This is a genomic window from uncultured Senegalimassilia sp. (genome assembly GCF_934636665.1).
GTDB lineage: Bacteria > Actinomycetota > Coriobacteriia > Coriobacteriales > Eggerthellaceae > Senegalimassilia.
Genome location: NZ_CAKUAT010000019.1, coordinates 1 through 18,399, shown reverse-complemented (window position 1 = coordinate 18,399; position 18,399 = coordinate 1). Strand labels below are relative to the sequence as shown.

Here is an 18,399-nt window from a genome sequence, read left to right as displayed (position 1 = left end):
CAGGAAACGTTTGGTTTAGCGGTTCTCGATGCTGCCGATGTTTTTGAGCTCGATTTGGATGAGGCCGTTCGGGGCGCTCTTGAACTCGATGAGCTCGGTGTTGTGGCTGTACTCGGCGGGGAACGTCAGCACGATGCCCGTGTCGGTGACGATCTTGTGGTTGCGGCTCACGCGTTTCGCCACGTCGCGCTCCATGTGCACGCGATCGCCAAGCTGCTCGTCGGCGGCCGCCTGCTCAAAACGGCGGCGCGGACCTTCGTCGTCGAACACCTCGTCCACGAACTCGTCGAACGGCACCTCGTCAGAGTCATCGGCGTTCTCAGCCAGGTAGGCCTTGGCGCGACCCATGGCAACAGCGGAGTTCACCCCGAACTCCTCGGCAACTTCCTCCACCAAGCCCATAGTGGTATCGAACAACTCCTTGCTGGAAGCCTCGTTGGAGCACTGCAACAGGCCATCGGGGATGAGCCAGCGCTCCTCGCCGGCGATCTGACGAGGCTTATCAACGAACTGCACCGCCATGGTGCGTGCATTCACCAACGCAAACGATGCGATCTTCTGCGAAGGGTTCGGCAAAATGGCGTGATGGCGCTCGATGTTGTTGCGGGTAGCGCCATCTTCGCCGCGCCCGACCTCATGCATGAAGGCGGGCTTGCTCTCAAGCAGCAGCAAGCCGAAGTAATGCTCGCTACGCGCATTGTAAGCGGCGGCCTCCGCGGCTGCGGTCGCCGCGGCGATCTCCTCTTCGGTGGCATCATCGGCCAACGGGGGCATAGCGGGCGGCTTCTCCTGGTCCTCGAAATCAATCACGAGCAAATCGCAGGAAGAAGGGTTCTCCATACGGCCGAGCTCCTCGGACATGAACTGCGCCACCTGCACGGAAAGGTCCACGAAGTCACGCTCGCCCTTGAAATACGCGCTCAATTCCGCCGCAAACCCGCTGTCAGGGAAGAACTCACCGCGACGATTATCCATGCCTCCCAACGCATGCCGGGCAATGCGCATGACGTACGATTTGACGTTCTTGTTCGTCAAATCCAACTCGTCTTCGGAAAACACGTTTACACACGACACGAAATCGAACACGTGCAGCACCGCGTGGTTGATCTTGAACATCCAGCCTCTCCCCTGCCTACCTCGAACTTGCACCTCGGAACGCCCTGGCGACGCTCTAGCTTGCGAGCGCAAAGGCGTCGATCAGCCTTACGAACGCACGCCTTTTGCCCGCCCTCGAAACGAGCGCGGTCCTATTCTTCACCCTCGAAGCCCCACATGCGCACCTCTGGATGCATGCGTACGCCTTCCATCTCGTATACGCGGCGTTGCACCTCGGCGATCAGGTCGCGGACATCGCGCGCCGTAGCGCCGCCGGCGTTCACCACAAAACCCGTGTGCTTCTCAGAGACCTGCGCACCGCCCACGCGGAAACCGCGCAAACCGGCATCCTGGATGAGCTTGCCGGCGAAGTACCCGGCGGGACGCTTGAAGGTGCTGCCAGCGCTCGGCATTTCCAAGGGCTGCTTATCGGCGCGGCGCTGGGCCAGGTCGTCCATGCGTTCGCGGATAGCGACAGGCGAATCGAGACGCAGCTGCAAGGTTGCCGAGAGCACCGCCCAGCCAGCATCGCCCATCATGGAATGACGATATCCCCAGCATGCCTGCCAAGCATGCAGCTCGACGATGCGCCCCTGCGGCGTGGCGCACACCAGCGAGCAGCACACGTCTCGGAACTCGCCGCCATAGGCGCCCGCATTCATGATGGCGGCGCCGCCGATGGTACCTGGGATTCCGCTCGCGAACTCATAGCCGGCCAACCCGGCAGTGCATGCGGCCTCGGCCACCTGGGCGTTCGACGCACCGGCCTGCACCGTCATGCGGGAGCCTTCCACAACGATGTCCGAAAAGCGCTCGGCGAAGCGCACGACTACTTCAGGCAAGCCCGCATCGGCCACAAGCAGGTCGCTGCCCAGCCCCAGCAAGCGCACAGCCTGGCCAGCGCCATGGCACGCGGCAAGAACATCAGCTGCCTCCTGAACGCTGGCCGGCTCGACCACCACGGCAGCAGGGCCGCCGATCTGAAACGTGGTCAGCCCGCTCATGGGCACATCCCTGCGCACCGCCTGAGCCCCAACGATTTCCCGCAGCGTTTCCAACAAAATCTCGTTCACCATATGGATCACGACTCCTTACCGGATAACAATGCCTGGGATTCGCGTTCGCCCAGGTCGATCAACTCTTGTCGGCTATGTACGCCGCATTTCCCGTAAATGCGGCGCAAATGCGTATCAACGGTGCTTTTTGCGATGAACAGCTCCGACGCCATACGCTCGCCCGTACGGCCTCGAAGCGCCAACGGCAAGATTTCGGATTCGCGCTTGGAAAGCTTGAACTTGGACGCCATAACACGGCACGCATCCTCGAACCGATCGGCCTGCTTGGCGATGCGGGACAGCGCCAAGAAGTCCCCCTCGGTGAAAAGGAACAGGTACGCGAACAACGTGACAAAACCCGCGCAAGAGGCAACGGCGAAGGGGATGTCACCCGAAGGAGAGGCGATCTGCAAAACGTTGCCGAACGCCAAGCCCCCCGCTTCGCCAAGGTAGAGCGCGGCAAAACCCCTGGAGAAGGAAAGCGCCGCATCCATGCCGGTCAGCTTCGCCATCAAAACGAACAGCGAAACGAGCACGGCGGAAAGGCCCAGGTAGCCCGCAAGCACGATGGAATCGCCTGGGACGCCGTAGGGCTCCAGGATGGGCATGAACAGGTATCCGGCCATCATGAGCAGCAACGCCAGGCGATAGACCCCCACCAAAAGCCTGCTCACTTCGCCATCGGACCCGCCGCGACGAGTAGTCACACCCACAACCTGCAACGAGCCGGCGCAGTACAGCGCCAACAACAGCAACGTAGCCGCAAAGGTAGGCGTGGCAACGCTTCCCGGATCAGACGCGTAGGTTTCCATAAGGCCACCCGCCAAGCCGAACACAACGGAGCCGCCTACGACCTTGCGCGAAATGCGATGCGTCTCAGCCCGTTGCTGTTTTGAGGCGAGAAGCGTCGCGATAGTGAGAGCAGGTTTTTTTTGCGAGTCTGCGTTCTCCTCGACGCGCTCGCTCGAAAGCAACGGCTCGATGCCGACAAGCGCCCATGCGCTGCCGAAGGGAAGCAGGTTCGCCACCGCAGCAGCGAGCGGTGCCTGCGAACAGACAACGGCGAGCAGGAACGTGAAGACGGCGGCAACGGCGGTTGCAAGCAACACGCCGCGAGAGCTTTCCCCATGCGATCGGGCGCCGAGCGCCCTACCCCAAGCCGCGAGCATGCAGGCGAAAGGACCCCCTACCAAAACGCCTTCCATAACCATGGAGGCAAGGCCGTATTCGGCGGGAAGGGAAACAGAGGAGCCGATGGCCAGCAACACTGCATAGCACCACATGAGCGAGCGGTTCAGCAGCACATCGCGCACGCGCAGGGCAACGGCGCGCAGCACGATGAGGGTGACGGCCGCGGCAAGCAAGGTGATCAGCAAATCAATGCGTTCAAAAGTGTAGCCGCCAACAGTGAGCGCGCTGTTCCATCCCATGTAGAAGAGCGCGAACATGAACGCCTGATGGCACGCGTACCCGAGCAGCGTACGCACAAGAGTGGGGTCGAAGCGCGTCTCAGGTGCGCCGGTATGATGGGTTGAAGAATTCTGCATACACCCAAGTGTACCAGCAAGCATCGTTCAGACCTCGGCTGCTCACAAGGGACCACAAGATTACCCGGGCGAAACCGACCGCTTAGGCATTGGCACCTCCAGAGCGGATATCGCCATCGTCTCTACCCACCAGGAACAAACCCAAATGCCGCCATCACCACGCAAATCCCGTTCTCGTCAAAACCGCAGAACGGGATAGAGCGAAACGCCCGCGCATAACCTTGCGTGGGCGTTTCGCTGTTTGCTGTATTTCCGGTAACGGAGGCTTGACGCCTCCAGGGAAATCCTATTCCTCGCTTGCGGCGGGAGCCTTCTTGGCAGCCTTCACGGCCTTCTTCTTCGACTCCTCCTCGACTTCCTCTTCCTCGTCGAGGTCGATCTCGGGCTTGCCCTCATCGGAGGTCATGCCCTCACGCAGGCTTTTAACGGACTTGCCGATGGCGCTACCGAGCTTGGGAAGGTTCTTCGGGCCGAAGATAAGCAGAACGACGACCAGGATGATAAGCAACTCGGGAACGCCCATGCCCAAAAACTTCATTGATGACTCCTCCTTTTAGGATGTCGCAAAGCGAAACCGGCGGTGCCCGTGTCGCTTGTACCTTGACAGGCGCTTTCGCCCGTCAGCTCGTTTCAACGATTGCGATAATGCCGCCAAAGAGGAATCGCGTCTATCATGCAAACCTGTGATTTCGTACTCAAAGGCACCAAAAGTGCTGTCATGTAAATTGAGTATGAATCGCGTTGCACCAGGTCAAAAGCTTGTGAAGATCAGATTTTATCAGCATATCCATAATTCGCCGCACCTTACACCCACCAAAGGGTCCCTGCAATGCAGCGCCGTGCACAAGAAGCTTCAAAACGCAAAAAGCCTTTCCCAACCAGCAAGCAAGAGCCGAGTCCCCTTGACCGCATAGATGCTTCGGCCTTGATGATTGGCCCGAATAGGCTTTATAAAGACAGAAGTCGAAACTGAAACCGGAAACGGAAAGCGCAACGAACATCCTGGCCTCATAGCGCAAAATAGGCAGGGGCGAAACCCCTGCCTTCAAACGGATAGCGGAAGATATGCAGCTTGGCAGCTAGTCCTGCTGCGCCTCCTGCGCCACAAGCTGACGGTATGCGATCAGGTCGAGCTTGGCCATGACCACATCCTCCACCTCGTAGCTGAACGGATACAGCTGCGCCAAGGGACCATCCTCTTCGTAGACGGTACGCACGTAGCCGCCGCACTCGTCGCACGTCGCGATGCGATGATCGTCGTCGCCCTCGACGTTGAAGAAATGCAGGTGACCCTGGTTCTGCGTGCCGCAGCGAGCGCAACGCACACGCTCGATATCCCAGACGCAACCACACTGCGCGCACCACAACGCACGGCCGCGACCCTTGGTTTTCGTGCCGGCTTGGCCGACATGCGCCACAGATGCCTCGCACCCGCACACCGGGCAATGAACCGGATACGGCTGATCGGCGTTCCCATCAACGCGCGCTGCCTGCACCTCCTGGGCAATGGGCTCCAGCAGCGCACGGAGCGCCAACGAAATCACGGAAGCACCCATGCGCGCCGCATCCTCGCCAAGCCCATCATCCTGCAAAAGGCCCGCAAACGCTTCCACGTATGCGGAAGGGTCGCTTCCGGCAAGCTTCATATCCGATGCCGCCACCAAACGGTCCCAGCGCACACCTGCAAGCGCATCGCGCGTTGCGTGGTCGAACTGCTCGAACACCGCCATGGCACCAGCTAATCGCTGCGCAGCATCTGCCAGCACGTCAGCCGGAATGTCGGCAGCGTACGCGCGCAGCACCGGCTGCTCGTCTTTCGAGGACTGCTTGAGCGTGTCCGCATCAGGAACCGCATGCTCGACCTTGGCGCCATGTTCCTTCTGCACCTCGGCCTGAACGCCCCACAAGGTGCGGAAGAAGCGCAAGCGTTCCTGCTCGGATTCGGACAGCTTCGACGCATAGGCCTTCATGGCCATATCGATTTGGTTCAGATCCATAGTTGATTACCGCTTTCATCTCATTGAAACGATCGAGCCGAACGGGGCGTGTAAAGCCAACGCAAACCCGTCGGCGCGATCGAAGCCTGTTGGCAAACAGCTGCATGCACGCCATGCCATCCAGCTGCGCACCAGCACGGCACATCCAAGATAAACGGTAGCCCGACGCTCACCTCCACAAGGGAAGCGTCTGCGAAGCACCGGGCTACCGGCTAGATGGGCGGCGCATCGCACGCCGCCCATCAGCTTCAGAGACGTTCAGGAGCTACTTGGCATCCTTCTCGACCACGTTCTTGCCGGAGGTGATCTCCTTACGAGCCCAGTGGCCCCAGTGGTACAGAGCATCGGCCTCGGAAACCAAACCGTTGCCGAACATCAGCTTGTAGGTACCGCGATAAGGCTGGAAGATGCCGCCGCCCAGGAAGATATGGGCCAAGCCGAACACGGCAATGAGCAAAAAGCCCAGGTCATGCAGGAACAGCACCACGCCATAGCCCGTGCCCAGGTCGACGATGGTCGAACCGGCCACCAAGATCAGGCCCGTGATACCCATGAGCGCGCCAGCCACCCACAGCATGCCGTCGGCGAAACGCTGGCCGGACTTCACCTCGTCCTGGTCGGGCATGTGGATCCACTTCGCCATAAACAGGTACGGGAAGAACAGCAGCATCCACTTCTTGTCGTCGCTGTTCCACTTCGCGAACAGGTTCTTAAAGATGTGGGCAACGCCCTTCGGAGCCATGATCGCGCTGATAAGGGGCACCAGCACGAAGATGAAGCCAAGCACGCGATGCGACATGCGGATGGCGAACACCGTATCGGCGCCTACCGCCTGAGCGAGCTGCGGAACGAACACGAACAAGCCCGAGACGGCAAGCAGAATGCACGCGATGACCGTGACGCCATGCGTCAGGCGCGCCTGCTTCGAATGACGGACGATGTACTTCTCCTTGCCGGATGCCGCGCGCTCCTGGAGGAACGCCGCGTCCTTGGCGCGGGCTTCCGGGGAAACGTTAACGGAGTGGCTCATTATTTGTCCCCCTTCTTACCGATCGGAAGGTTCTCGGTGATGTGCTCCATCACCGTCTTATCGTCCTGCGGGTCGCCATGCTGCACCACGTCGCCGGTGATAACCGACACCGTATCCTCGGTCTCGGGGTTGTACGCCAGCTTGTCGCGCTTGTAGCCGATGGCCAGGCCGAACATGGCTGCCAGACCGGCGACGGTCAGACCGGAGATGGCACCGGTGACCGGCTTCATGATCTGGGTGAGCTGAGCCGTGACGGGAGCCTTCGGATCCTGCACCTGGTCATGAGCATCAATGCCGTACTTGAGCACCTGGATGACGTGCAAGCCGCCCATCTCGCGTTCGCCGTACAGGCAGGCATCGGGATAGCCGTTCTCATGCAGCCAGGCGACCTTCTCCTTGCCCTTGGCGATCATCTCGTCGCGATCGCCGAACTGCAGGGCGTTGGGCTGGCATGCGGAAACGCACGCCGGCGCCATACCGTGGGCCACGCGATCGGCGCAACCCGTGCACTTGTCGATGACGGTCTTGTCGAGAAGCCCGTTGGACTCGTAGCGCGGAACATCGAACGGGCAAGCGCTGTGGCAGTACTGGCAGCCGACGCACTTGTCCTGGTAGACCTCCACGAAGCCGGTCTCCTCGTTGCGCACGAGCGCGCCGCCAGGGCACACCGAAGCGCACGGGGCATCGGTGCAATGCTGGCAAGCACGACGACCGAACGCCCACTTCACCGGCTTGATCTTGCTATCGCCCTCAAGCTCGTTGAAGGTGATGATCAGACGCGTGTCGCCGTTGAGGTCGGCCGGGTTCTGATGCGTGCCGGACCATTTTGCCTCGTTCGTGCCCAGAGGGCTCGGCAGGTTGTTCCACGTCTTGCAGGCAACCTGGCAGCCCTTGCAGGCGGTGCACTTGGAGGAATCGAAATATACAGCCTTTTCAGTCATGTCAATCCCCCTTATGCCTTCTCGATATCAACGAGGAACGCCTTGTATTCGGGCGTGAACGAGTTCGGGTCGCCGACGTTGGGCGTCAGGTCGTTGACCACGTCGCCCGTGCCGTACAGGTCCGCCCAGCCGAAGTGATGGGTCAAACCGACCTGGTGCTGCACCTTGCCGTTGACGTTCATCGGCTGCAGGCGCTTGGTGACCAGCGCAGGCACGACGACGGAGCCACGGTTATTGAACACGCGCACGTCATCGCCGTTCTTAATGCCCTTCTCGGCAGCGAACTCCTCGCTCATCTCGACGAACTGAGACGGCATGGACTCCACGAGCGCCGGGCACAGACGCGTCTGGCCGCCGGTCTGCCAATGCTCGGTGACGGAATACGTGGTTGCCACGATCGGGTACTGCTCCTTGGTACCCTGCTTCGTGGATGCGTACTGCGTGCCGAATGCGCACGGGTTGTGGAACGCGCCGTTGAGCGGGTTGTCGTCGCACGGGGACTCGAAGGGCTCGAAGTGCTCGGGCAGCGGGCCGTCGACCATGCCATAGCTCTCCAGTCGGGCGTTCTGCTCCCACAGCATGAAGAAGGTCTTGTTGTTCGGCGGAACCGGCTTGTCGCCCTTGACCGCGACGAAGTCGGCCTGGTCAACCAGGATCCACTTCTCGCCGTTCCACTCCATGAGCTTCTTATCCTCGTTCCAAGGCTTGCCCTGCATGTCGCAGCTGTTGCGGTTGTACAGGATGCGGCGATTGCTCGGCCAGCTGAACGCCCACTCGGAGTTCAAGCCGATGCCGGACTTGTCCTCGGTGTTGCGGCGGCACAGCGGCTGCTCTGCCGGGTCGAGCGGAGCATCGTTGTTGTTCCACATACCGGAGTAGATCCACATCGCGCAAGCGGTGGAACCGTCGGCGCCCAGCTCGGCGTAGCCCTTGAGCAGGTCGGTCTTCGGGTTGGCGGAATCGGTGTTGCACTCGGTGCCGGCCACGCGGTAACCGTTGAGCGCCCACGCCACGGGGCGCGGGTCGATCTTGCCGTCCACGTAGTAGTCCCACTTGGTCTTGAGGATCGGGTCGGGGTTGGCGCCGCCCTCTTTCTTGTACAGGTCGCAGATAGCGGTCCACAGAAGGTCGCACATCTCGTAGTCGGGCTTGGCCTGATCCCACGGCTCAACGGCCTGGTAGCGGTACTGGATCCAGCGGCCGGAGTTCAAGATGATGCCCGGCTTCTCGTAAATCAGCGCGCACGGCAGGTAGTAGACCGTGGTGTCGATCTCGGACGGGTTCATATCCGGGGCGTTCCAGAAGCTGGCGGACTCGGTGATGACCTGGTCGGCGACGACCAGCCAGTCGAGGTTGGCCATGGAACGGCGCACGTTGCCGGCGTTCGGGGCCGAATGGCAGGGGTTCATGCCCCAGTTGAAGTAGCCCTTGATGACGCCCTGCTGCATGAGCTCGAACGTGGAGATATGCGTGTAATCGACGGCACCCGTCTCGGACGGGACCTTCGGCCACCAATCGTAACCATAGTCGTTGTCCACGGTGGCGTTCTCGCCGAACCACTCCTTCAGGGAGGAGACGATGAACTTCGGCTTGTTGGTGTAGTAGCCGTCGGAGTAGGTCTGAGACTCCAGCCACTTGCGCAGGCTTGCGCGATCGGTGGTGTTCGCCCACTTCAGGTAAGCGGGATGCTCGTTGACCATCATGCCCATGTCCGTTGCACCCTGGACGTTGGGCTCGCCGCGCAGCGCGTTCACGCCGCCGCCGGGGATGCCGATGTTGCCAAGCAGCAGCTGCATCACGGACATGGCGCGCGTGTTCTGGGCGCCATAGGTGTGCTGGGTCTGGCCGAGCGCGTACAGCACGGTGCCGGCCTTACCGGGCTTGGCGGTAGAGGTATAAGTTTTGTAGACGAGTTCGAGAACATCCTTGTCCATACCGCAGATACCGCAAACGGTGTCAAGCGTGTAACGGGAATAGTGCTTCTTGAACTGCTGATAGACGCACATGGGGTCTTGCAGCGTCATGTCCTTCTTGGGGTTGGTGAGCGTCGGCGTGGTGAACTCAGGAGTGCCGGACTTGTTGACCCAGGCGTACGCGCCGTTCTCGCTGGTATCCCAGTCCTCGGTGGACTCGGTCTCATAGTGCCAGCTATGGGCGTTGTACGTCTTGGTCTTCTCGTTCCAACCGCTGAACAGACCCGTTTCGGGATCGAACTTGTAGTCGGGATCAAGGATATAGGAAGCGTTGGTGTAGTTGAGCAGGTACTCGAAGTTGTACTCGCTCATGTCGCCGGTTTCCTGGTACTTGGCCAGGTTCGGCTCGATGAGGTGCTCGATGATGTAGTTGTACATGCCGCCGTAGAACGCGATGTCGGTGCCGGAACGGATGGGGCACCAGATATCGGCCTGCTCGGCCGTACGGGTGTAGCGCGGATCGACGACAATCCACTTAGCGCCCTGTTCGTGAGCCTTCTCAAGCCACAGCGCGCTTACGGGATGGTTCTCAACGGAGTTGGAACCGCAGTTCAAGATGACGTCGGTGTTTTGGAAGTCGCACCAATGGCTCGTCATGGAGCCACGACCGAATGAAGCTGCCAGACCGGCAACAGTGGGGCCGTGTCAAACACGAGCCTGATTGTCGATGGCGATGACGCCCAGGGAGCGCATCATCTTGAGGATCAGGTATTCCTCCTCGGAGTTTTCCTGGGAACCGCCCAGGCTTGCGATGGCCGGGGTGTAGTTCACCGTCAGGCCGTTGTCGTTCTTCTCGATGAACGAGGCATCGCGCGTGTCCTTGACCTTGCGGGCGATCTCGGCGATGGCGTCATCCCAGGAGATGTCCTCCCAGTCGCTTGCGCCGGGACGGCGCACCAGCGGGCGCGTGGAACGCTTCGGATTCTTGATAACTTCGCGCGTTTCAGGGTCCACCACGTTGCGCAGCTGGAACATGGTAGCGCCCTTCGGGCACAGGCCGCCTTCGTTGATGGGATGGTCCGGGTCGCCTTCCAGGTTGACCAGCTCGCCGTCGCGCACCGACAGCAGAGAACCGCAACCACCTGCGCAATAGCAGCAGATGTTGGTGTACTCTTCGGTGTTCACCAGCTTCCAGTCTTGCTTGGACTCAGACGCGAACGCCTGGGTCTGCGAGGAAAGCTCGAACGCCATCGTGGTTGCCAGCGCAGCGCCGGTTGCTTTGAAAAAGCCCCTGCGTGACAGGTTCATGCCCCTCACTCCTTTCCTACTCGTCTTGCACTCGTCTAAAACCGATGCGAAACCGCCCACCGTGCCCTCTTGCCGATTGGAGGCTGCGGGGAGAAGGCGCCGGGGCGACGCATCGCGCATCCGCATCGTGCGCATACGGATACCCATTCATGCTAATGCATAATTTGATACGAAACTGACACCATTCCGCCAAATGGTGCACAAATACACTCATTTGGAACAAATAACCTCAAACGGGTCGAATATTGTTGGACTATTCTGCTGGTTTGTCTATTTTTACCTATATAAATGCTTGGAATTGCTCAGATATTCCTATTACAGAAATTGGGTTAAATACTGATAATTAGACACTTATCGTTATATGTTTACTTATTTGAAAACCGATTCATATCAGCTTCCAAGCGGTTCGAAGAGATACCGACACGAAAGCACCTCATCATTGGACGAAATTCCTGCATCGTGGCGTTCTGAAATTGCATATTTTAAGTCAAGAATGCGCTTGATGGCATATGCGAGGCAGGGGCTAAACTCACGAAAACGGTTCCGCAATCGCAGTTGGCGCAGCACCATCCGCGGCCCGTTAAGTCACCAAAGCAATGCTAGAAAGCTTCCCCGCAAAACCCAGACGCAGCGCGGCTGTGAGACACGATGGGTCCCTGAGGCTAAAACCGAAAAACTGTCCGGGACGTTAGAGACAATGCCACGAAGCGACACGACAGACCCCTTGCACGCATCGAGGTCAGTCAGGTGGCAACAAGGCGAATCAACCGCAAATGATAGCGAGGCAATGTAAGCAATGCTCGGCAAGCAACAGAACCCAGAAGAATACGAACGACGCCCAACGAAAGAAAGGGCAAAAGAAGTAAGCAACCTGCCGGCTACAGGCTTTCGATGACCTTTCCGGACACGACGTTGCTCGGAGACACCAGAATGGCCCCGACGCTATCCACGTGAGGCGCGTTCACGAAAAAGGACCCGTTGGAGTTACCGCCCATCGTGGACACTTCCTCATCCTGCAGTGTGATCACGATGTCGGCGCCCTGGAGGTTGCGCACATAGGTGCGAACCGACGAGATGCATACGACAAGATCGACCTTGCAATCGCGGAAGTATTTGACTCGCGCTTCGGCAGCCTTTTCGGAAAGCGGCACGTCGACGGAGAACACGCCGATGCGCTTCGAGCCGCGCTTGAGAATAACGCCATCGCTGTATAGAGACGGGTCGGCCGTATCGAGCACCAACACCGTGGCGCCCTTCTCCTCATAATTGGCCTGAACCTGCTCAGGCGCGACCGGCTGGCTCTTGGCGACATCCATACCGCCACGGACGGTAGCAGCCTTCAGAACCGTAGCGTCGTCCGAAGTTCGATCGGATTCGCTATCGTCCTGTTCGGAGGTATCGGGGACAGGCGCCGCAACGCTGCCGACATCGGACGTCAAGCCGGATGCCTCGTTGTTATGCGTTTGACCAGCAAGGTCATCGGCCTTCTTGGAAGACCCCGAAGCAGCCTTCGAGGAGCTGGATTTGTTGGAGTTGGTGCTGGAGCTGGCACTCGAGCCGGCACTCGAGGAACCACCGTTCACGGATATGCTCTCGTCCTCGGACGATGAAGCAGCGCTGCCGCCAGAAGACGACGAAGCCGAAGCTGCCGCATCAGAAGAGCTGGACGAATCGGAGGCGATCTGGGAGCCCGAAACACCTTCGTCGGCCTTTTCAGCGGTATCTGCAGAACCCGTTGCGTCTTCGACCTGCGCATCGGAACCGTTTTGAGAATCGAGCGTCTTCGCATCCGCCCGCACGGGAAGCGTGCCTGCATATACGATGGAGGTATACCCTTCCATCTGGCCCACCTTCTCATCGATGGAAGATGCGGCGACGTTCCATGAATGCCCTGCAACCATATACCAGGCAATCCCGAACGTACTGAGCACGATCAGGATAAGGAATACGCCGAGCGCTTGTTTTTCACGAGTTCCGTTAGACATAGGTTCAAGTATAGTGAATGCCCTGCAAACCGCCCGTACCCCGCGGGCACACGCGCAGAGTTTACAGAAAAGCCTGCGTTAGAGTAACTTCTCGAACGCGACGCGGTCGGTGGAAGCGCCTTCCGCATGGCTGATATGCACGATGCCGCAACGACTGAAGCCGCATCGTTCTATGAGCTTGAGCATAGGGATGTTGCCCGGATGCGTTTCGATACGCAGGCTCTCGCAGCCGTGTTGACGGGCAACAGGCTCGGCGGATTGCAGCAAATTGCGACCAAGACCCTTGCCGCCATGGCCTTGCGCAACCGCAACGCGATGCAACACGGCATATCGAGGATCGCTCGAGTCGGATGCCGTCAACCATGCGCCCTCGATAGAATCGTAAACCGGTTCGCCGGTGAAGCCGATGACGGTGGTAGCGAGCACCTCGCCGTCCTCTTCGAGTACATAGGAGTGACCGGCTTCGATATCATCTCGCACGATTTGCTTCGTAGGATAAGCACCTTGCCACTGATCGATGCCAAGTCGACCGAGCGCGGCCTTGCCGTCCATAAGCACGGCCCAGATGCCATCGAAGTCGCCAACGTCGGCAATGCGAAACTGCAATGTCATGGATATCCTCGCTTTCAGCCGTCGACGCGGCTCTTCCCCTTCTCGCACCGATGATGCGAAACACCCTCAGCAATGGTAAACGTCTACAAGTGGTTGGCAACCCACAATTTGCAACGAAATCTGGGTTGCCGGCAAAACGACGCTGACCCAAACAGATCCGCCGGCCTCTCCCGACTTACCTGAAGCACAGCTCATAGGCAGAACGCGCCTTCTCCCGCCCGAACGTATCACGCACCTGAATGGTCCCGCAAAACGTGAAACCACGCGTTTCAAGCAACCAGCGCATCGGCTCGTTCTCCGGATAGATATCGGCTCGCACGCTTACGCGGCCGCCTTCGCGTGCGATACGGCAAGCGTTATCGATGATGAACGACCCGACGCCGCGTCTGCGAACCGGCTTGTCGACGACAACCCAATGCAATTCGGCATACTGCTGCGGAGATGCACCGGCGTCGGTGATCCATTCGCCCTTGATGCCGCGCTCGTAATTCTTATCCGGCTCGAAGGAGACGGCGAACACCGCGATCAACTGGCCTTGAGCATTCTCCACCACATATGTGGAACCGTTTTTGATACTGCGGGTCAAACGGCGCGTGGACGGGTATTTCTTATACTTGCCCTCATCAATGCCCATTTCCGTAAAAGCGCGATGCCCTTCATCAAGCAGGGCCTCCACGCGGTCGATATCGGCCAAGGTCGCAGGGCGGCTGCCGTAATACCCGAGCACCGAGGCCCGACCCGCGAATACCGGCGGATCTTGAGGAAGAGGCGACGCCTCCACGCCCGCTATCTCGACCCGGGATTCAGCACCCTCCCGCTTCGGCTCGAACTCGGTGACCAGGACGATCATCACGAGAATGCATGCGCAGCCGGCGACATCCCAACTGCTGACCGCACTGCGCAACCATATCACCGAAAGCACCATAGCCGACACCGGCTCAGCAGCGCACAAAAGGCCGGCTTTGACCGGACCGCAATCATTGATACCCTGCAGATACAGCATATATGCAGCGCAGGTGCCCACCACGATAACGGCCGCGAAGATGATCAGGAACCCGGGTGTGAGCTGAACAGGAACTTCCCAAGGGCGCACCACAGGTGTGAGAACAACGCCGCCGAACAGCATGGCGAACCCCGTGACCATCATCGAACCCCATTTGGCAAGCACCTTCACGGGCATAAGGGTATACAAAGCCAACGCTACAGCCGACACCATGCCCCAGAAGCAACCCTGCTGAGACAACGCCAAACGGGAAAGATCGCCCTGCGTGGCGATAATGACGAGCCCTGCCATGGCGAACACGAGCCCCAACACCTCGCGGGGGTTGGGAAAACGGCGCTTGCGCAAGCACGTCCACAACATGATGAGCACCAAACCAAGCTGCTCGATGGTGGTGCCCACGCCAGCGCTCGTATGATGGATAACGCTGAAATAGCTCACCTGGCATAGCGCGATTCCAAAAATGGAGAACGCCGCGATGCTGACCATGGAACGCCAATCGCGGAACAGAGCCCCCAAAGAGCGCCAATCCTTCACGAACACGACACCGAGGAAGAACACCGCGGAGATGAGCATGCGCACGCACGTGATCCAATAGGCCGACGCGCCGTAATCGCCCATAAGCAGCTGGGCGCACGTGCCGGAAAAGCCCCAGCAAACGGACCCTGCCAATGCGCAGACGATACCACGCATCATATGCCCGCCCCGCAAAGCCGCTCCTTGATGCACCCCTACCGCTCCTTCCTGAATAAGAAACCCGCCTCTTGCACGGAGACGGGTTTTGCTTCTTTAGCGTCAAAGACGCCCACCGAAATCGGCAGGCGTCGCAATGTTACAAGGCTATTCTACAACATGCGGGCAAGGAATCGGCCCGTATAACTCTCCTTCACAGTAGCTACGTGCTCCGGGGTTCCCTCGGCCACCACGGTACCGCCGCGCTCGCCGCCTTCCGGCCCCAGATCGACGATATGGTCGGCGCTTTTGATGACATCCAGGTTGTGCTCGATGACGAGCACCGTGTTTCCCGCATCCACCAAGCGCTGAAGAACCACGAGCAACTGCCGCACATCCTCGAAATGCAACCCGGTGGTAGGTTCGTCCAATATATAGAACGTTTTGCCGGTCTGGCGACGATGCAGCTCGCTTGCCAGCTTCACGCGCTGAGCCTCGCCGCCGGAAAGCGTTGTAGCCGGCTGCCCCAAACGGATATATCCGAGCCCCACATCGAAAAGCGTTTGAAGCTTACGCTTGATTCCGGGAATGTTCTCGAAGAACAGTAAGGCATCCTCGACCGTCATGTCGAGCACCTCGGAGATGTTCTTGCCTCGATATGTGACCTGCAGGGTTTCGCGATTGTAGCGCTTACCCTCGCACACCTCGCATGGCACATAGATATCCGGGAGGAAGTGCATCTCAATCTTAATTTGCCCATCGCCCTTGCAAGCTTCGCAACGACCTCCGCTGACATTGAAGCTGAATCGGCCAGGGCCGTATCCGTGGGCCTTGCTTTCCTGCGTGCTGGCGAACAATGCTCGGATGTCGTCCCAGAGACCGATATACGTGGCCGGATTGCTGCGAGGCGTCCTGCCGATAGGGCTTTGGTCGATGTTGATCACCTTGTCGATATTCTCGACCCCGGTGATCTTGCGATACGCGCCCGTGCGCCTATGGGCGTGGTTAACGCGATTCGCCAGGGCAGGAGCCAGCGTATCGGTGATCAACGAGCTTTTACCGCTACCGGAAACGCCCGTGATGACGGTGAAGGTACCGAAAGGAACCGACAGCGTCACATTGTTCAAGTTGTTCTCGGATGCGCCGGTAAGTTTCAGAGCTCCGCGCTTGGGCTTACGACGCTGCTGCGGCACGGCGATCACGCGACGGCCGGAAAGATAATCTGCCGTTAGCGAACCCTCCGTTGCCGCCACTTCCTCAGGCGTTCCGGCGGCAACCACCATACCGCCGCGCTCGCCCGCACCCGGGCCCATGTCCACCACATAATCGGCGGCGCGAATGGTATCCTCGTCGTGCTCGACAACGATGACGGTGTTACCGAGATCGCGAAGATGCTCGAGCGTGCCGATAAGGCGTTCGTTGTCGCGCTGATGCAAGCCGATGGATGGTTCATCGAGAATGTAAAGAACGCCCATCAGGCCCGCGCCGATTTGCGTGGCCAGACGGATACGCTGCGCTTCGCCGCCGGAAAGGGTTGCAGTAGCACGCTCCAAGGTAAGGTAATCCAAGCCCACATCCACTAGGAACTTCAAGCGTGCAACGATCTCCTTCGCGATAGGATTCGCAATCGCGCCTTGCTGGCCATCGAAATGCAAGTCGCTGAAGAACCGATAACAGTCGAGAGCGCTCATCTCGCACACTTCGTGAATGGACTTGCCGCCCACAGTGACCGCTAAAATCTCAGGCTTCAAGCGTTTGCCACCGCACGTAGGACACGGAACGACGGCGAAGTAGCTTTGCAGCTTCTCGCGCTGCGTATCGCTTTGCGCCTCCTGGTATTTACGCATAACCGCGGCCAGAGCGCCCTCCCATTCGATGAACCAGTAGGTGTTGCGCCCATCGACCGTGGTGTAATCGACCCTGACCTTCTCCTCGCCCAAACCTTCGAGCAAAGCCTTCTGAACCTTTTTTGGCATGTCTTCCCACGGGGTATTCTCATCGCAGCCCATATGCAGCGCAACGGCTTTGAGAACCTGAGGGTAGTAGTTGCCGCTCTTGAAAGGAGCGATGGCGCCCTCTGAAAGCGTCAACGAAGGATCGGGGACCACCAAGCTGGCGTCGACCTCTTCCCTGCTGCCGATGCCCGAGCAGTCGGGACAGGCTCCGTATGGCGCATTGAAGCTGAAATCGCGCGGCTGAAGCTCGTCCATGGAATGGCCGTGCTCAGGGCATGCCAGTGCAAGGGAGAACAGATGCTCGCCTTCGCCAAGGCCGCCTTTTGCGCCGCTTGAAGCGCCGCCCGCTTCGCCCTGCGGCTTTCCATCAGGACCAAGCACCTGCACAAGCACGCGACCTTCCGCAAGCTTCGTCGCAAGCTCCACCGCCTCAGCGATACGACCGGTTGCGGCCTCTTTGAGCTGCACCCGATCGACCACCACGTCGATGAAGTGCTTGATCTTCTTGTTGAGCGTACGAGGCTGGCCATCCAGCTTCACTATCTCGCCATCGATACGTACACGGCTGAAGCCCTCATGGGTCAAATCCGCGAACAGTTTGGTGAACTCTCCTTTGCGACCCGCAACAACCGGCGCCATGATGATGGCCTTCGCACCGGAATCCAAAGCCAAGATATCATCGGTCACCTGATCGGTAGTCTGCTTCTTGATAACGCGACCGCATTCCGGGCAATGGGGAACGCCGACCCGAGCATAGAGCAAACGAAGGTAATCATAAATCTCAGTGGTAGTGCCTACCGTTGAACGAGGGTTGCGCGAGGTGGTTTTCTGATCGATCGACACCGCCGGCGAGAGCCCATCGATGCTGTCAAGATCAGGTTTGCTCATCTGACCCAAAAACATACGTGCATAGCTGGACAAGCTCTCAACGTAGCGTCGCTGCCCCTCGGCATACATAGTATCGAACGCCAGGCTCGATTTGCCGCTGCCCGACAAGCCGGTGATCACAACCAACTTATCACGAGGAATGGTGATGTCGACGTTTTTCAGATTGTGCTCGCGAGCGCCCTTGATGACAATGGAATCCTGACCCATACTACCCAGCCTTTGAAAATCGCTTAGTGTCTCGCGTATCCTATCATACGAACAGGTGTTTGTGACTGCAAAATTCGAAGCAACAAAAAAGCGACTGAGAAATCTCAGTCGCTATACATTCATGGAGCGGACAACGGGATTCGAACCCGCGACCCTCACCTTGGCAAGGTGATGCTCTACCAGCTGAGCCATGT

Annotated in this window: 12 protein-coding genes; all 12 read right to left on the bottom strand. The window is 59.1% G+C overall.

Translation table 11 applies throughout. The features are described 5' to 3' along the window. Nucleotides 1-15: 15 nt before the first annotated feature. Nucleotides 16-1,116 carry a nucleoid-associated protein gene (locus Q0G75_RS08025; protein WP_294414620.1) on the bottom strand — a complete coding sequence of 367 codons (1,101 nt, stop codon included), beginning with the start codon at nt 1,114-1,116 and terminating at the stop codon, nt 16-18. A gap of 131 nt (nt 1,117-1,247) precedes the next feature. Then, nucleotides 1,248-2,171: a UDP-N-acetylmuramate dehydrogenase gene (gene murB, locus Q0G75_RS08020; RefSeq protein WP_294414619.1), complete on the bottom strand. Its 924-nt coding sequence runs from the start codon at nt 2,169-2,171 to the stop codon at nt 1,248-1,250. A 5-nt stretch (nt 2,172-2,176) separates the two neighbouring features. Further along, nucleotides 2,177-3,697, bottom strand: a complete 1,521-nt coding sequence (locus tag Q0G75_RS08015) for a LuxR family transcriptional regulator (RefSeq protein ID WP_294414617.1) — start codon at nt 3,695-3,697, stop codon at nt 2,177-2,179. 286 nt (nt 3,698-3,983) lie between these two features. Next, nucleotides 3,984-4,235 (bottom strand): twin-arginine translocase TatA/TatE family subunit, encoded by a 252-nt coding sequence (gene tatA / locus Q0G75_RS08010; protein WP_294414616.1) that lies wholly within the window; start codon nt 4,233-4,235, stop codon nt 3,984-3,986. A gap of 541 nt (nt 4,236-4,776) precedes the next feature. Then, nucleotides 4,777-5,694: a formate dehydrogenase accessory protein FdhE gene (locus Q0G75_RS08005; protein WP_294414615.1), complete on the bottom strand. Its 918-nt coding sequence runs from the start codon at nt 5,692-5,694 to the stop codon at nt 4,777-4,779. Between the two features lie 265 nt (nt 5,695-5,959). Continuing rightward, nucleotides 5,960-6,724, bottom strand: coding sequence for a cytochrome b/b6 domain-containing protein (locus Q0G75_RS08000; protein ID WP_294414614.1), 765 nt, complete (start codon nt 6,722-6,724; stop codon nt 5,960-5,962). After that, nucleotides 6,724-7,665 carry a 4Fe-4S dicluster domain-containing protein gene (locus Q0G75_RS07995; protein ID WP_294414613.1) on the bottom strand — a complete coding sequence of 314 codons (942 nt, stop codon included), beginning with the start codon at nt 7,663-7,665 and terminating at the stop codon, nt 6,724-6,726. Before Q0G75_RS07995 ends, Q0G75_RS08000 begins: the two co-directional genes overlap by 1 nt. Before the next feature lie 11 nt (nt 7,666-7,676). Continuing rightward, nucleotides 7,677-10,886 (bottom strand): molybdopterin-dependent oxidoreductase, encoded by a 3,210-nt coding sequence (locus Q0G75_RS07990; protein WP_365910994.1) that lies wholly within the window; start codon nt 10,884-10,886, stop codon nt 7,677-7,679. An 878-nt stretch (nt 10,887-11,764) separates the two neighbouring features. Further along, nucleotides 11,765-12,871, bottom strand: a complete 1,107-nt coding sequence (locus Q0G75_RS07980; RefSeq protein WP_294417932.1) for a hypothetical protein — start codon at nt 12,869-12,871, stop codon at nt 11,765-11,767. A 78-nt stretch (nt 12,872-12,949) separates the two neighbouring features. After that, nucleotides 12,950-13,483, bottom strand: a complete 534-nt coding sequence (locus tag Q0G75_RS07975) for a GNAT family N-acetyltransferase (protein ID WP_294414610.1) — start codon at nt 13,481-13,483, stop codon at nt 12,950-12,952. Between the two features lie 175 nt (nt 13,484-13,658). Further along, on the bottom strand, nt 13,659-15,179 hold the full coding sequence (locus Q0G75_RS07970; RefSeq protein ID WP_294414609.1) for a GNAT family N-acetyltransferase: 1,521 nt from the start codon (nt 15,177-15,179) through the stop codon (nt 13,659-13,661). Between the two features lie 149 nt (nt 15,180-15,328). Then, nucleotides 15,329-18,205: an excinuclease ABC subunit UvrA gene (gene uvrA / locus Q0G75_RS07965; RefSeq protein ID WP_294414608.1), complete on the bottom strand. Its 2,877-nt coding sequence runs from the start codon at nt 18,203-18,205 to the stop codon at nt 15,329-15,331. Between the last annotated feature and the right edge of the window lie 194 nt (nt 18,206-18,399).

What these genes read in the sequence shown, in the direction of transcription:
- Q0G75_RS08025 (WP_294414620.1), bottom strand. Translation starts at nt 1,116, where the DNA reads ATGTTCAAGATCAACCACGCGGTGCTGCACGTGTTCGATTTCGTGTCG.
- murB (WP_294414619.1), bottom strand. Translation starts at nt 2,171, where the DNA reads ATGGTGAACGAGATTTTGTTGGAAACGCTGCGGGAAATCGTTGGGGCT.
- Q0G75_RS08015 (WP_294414617.1), bottom strand. Translation starts at nt 3,697, where the DNA reads ATGCAGAATTCTTCAACCCATCATACCGGCGCACCTGAGACGCGCTTC.
- tatA (WP_294414616.1), bottom strand. Translation starts at nt 4,235, where the DNA reads ATGAAGTTTTTGGGCATGGGCGTTCCCGAGTTGCTTATCATCCTGGTC.
- Q0G75_RS08005 (WP_294414615.1), bottom strand. Translation starts at nt 5,694, where the DNA reads ATGGATCTGAACCAAATCGATATGGCCATGAAGGCCTATGCGTCGAAG.
- Q0G75_RS08000 (WP_294414614.1), bottom strand. Translation starts at nt 6,724, where the DNA reads ATGAGCCACTCCGTTAACGTTTCCCCGGAAGCCCGCGCCAAGGACGCG.
- Q0G75_RS07995 (WP_294414613.1), bottom strand. Translation starts at nt 7,665, where the DNA reads ATGACTGAAAAGGCTGTATATTTCGATTCCTCCAAGTGCACCGCCTGC.
- Q0G75_RS07980 (WP_294417932.1), bottom strand. Translation starts at nt 12,871, where the DNA reads ATGTCTAACGGAACTCGTGAAAAACAAGCGCTCGGCGTATTCCTTATC.
- Q0G75_RS07975 (WP_294414610.1), bottom strand. Translation starts at nt 13,483, where the DNA reads ATGACATTGCAGTTTCGCATTGCCGACGTTGGCGACTTCGATGGCATC.
- Q0G75_RS07970 (WP_294414609.1), bottom strand. Translation starts at nt 15,179, where the DNA reads ATGATGCGTGGTATCGTCTGCGCATTGGCAGGGTCCGTTTGCTGGGGC.
- uvrA (WP_294414608.1), bottom strand. Translation starts at nt 18,205, where the DNA reads ATGGGTCAGGATTCCATTGTCATCAAGGGCGCTCGCGAGCACAATCTG.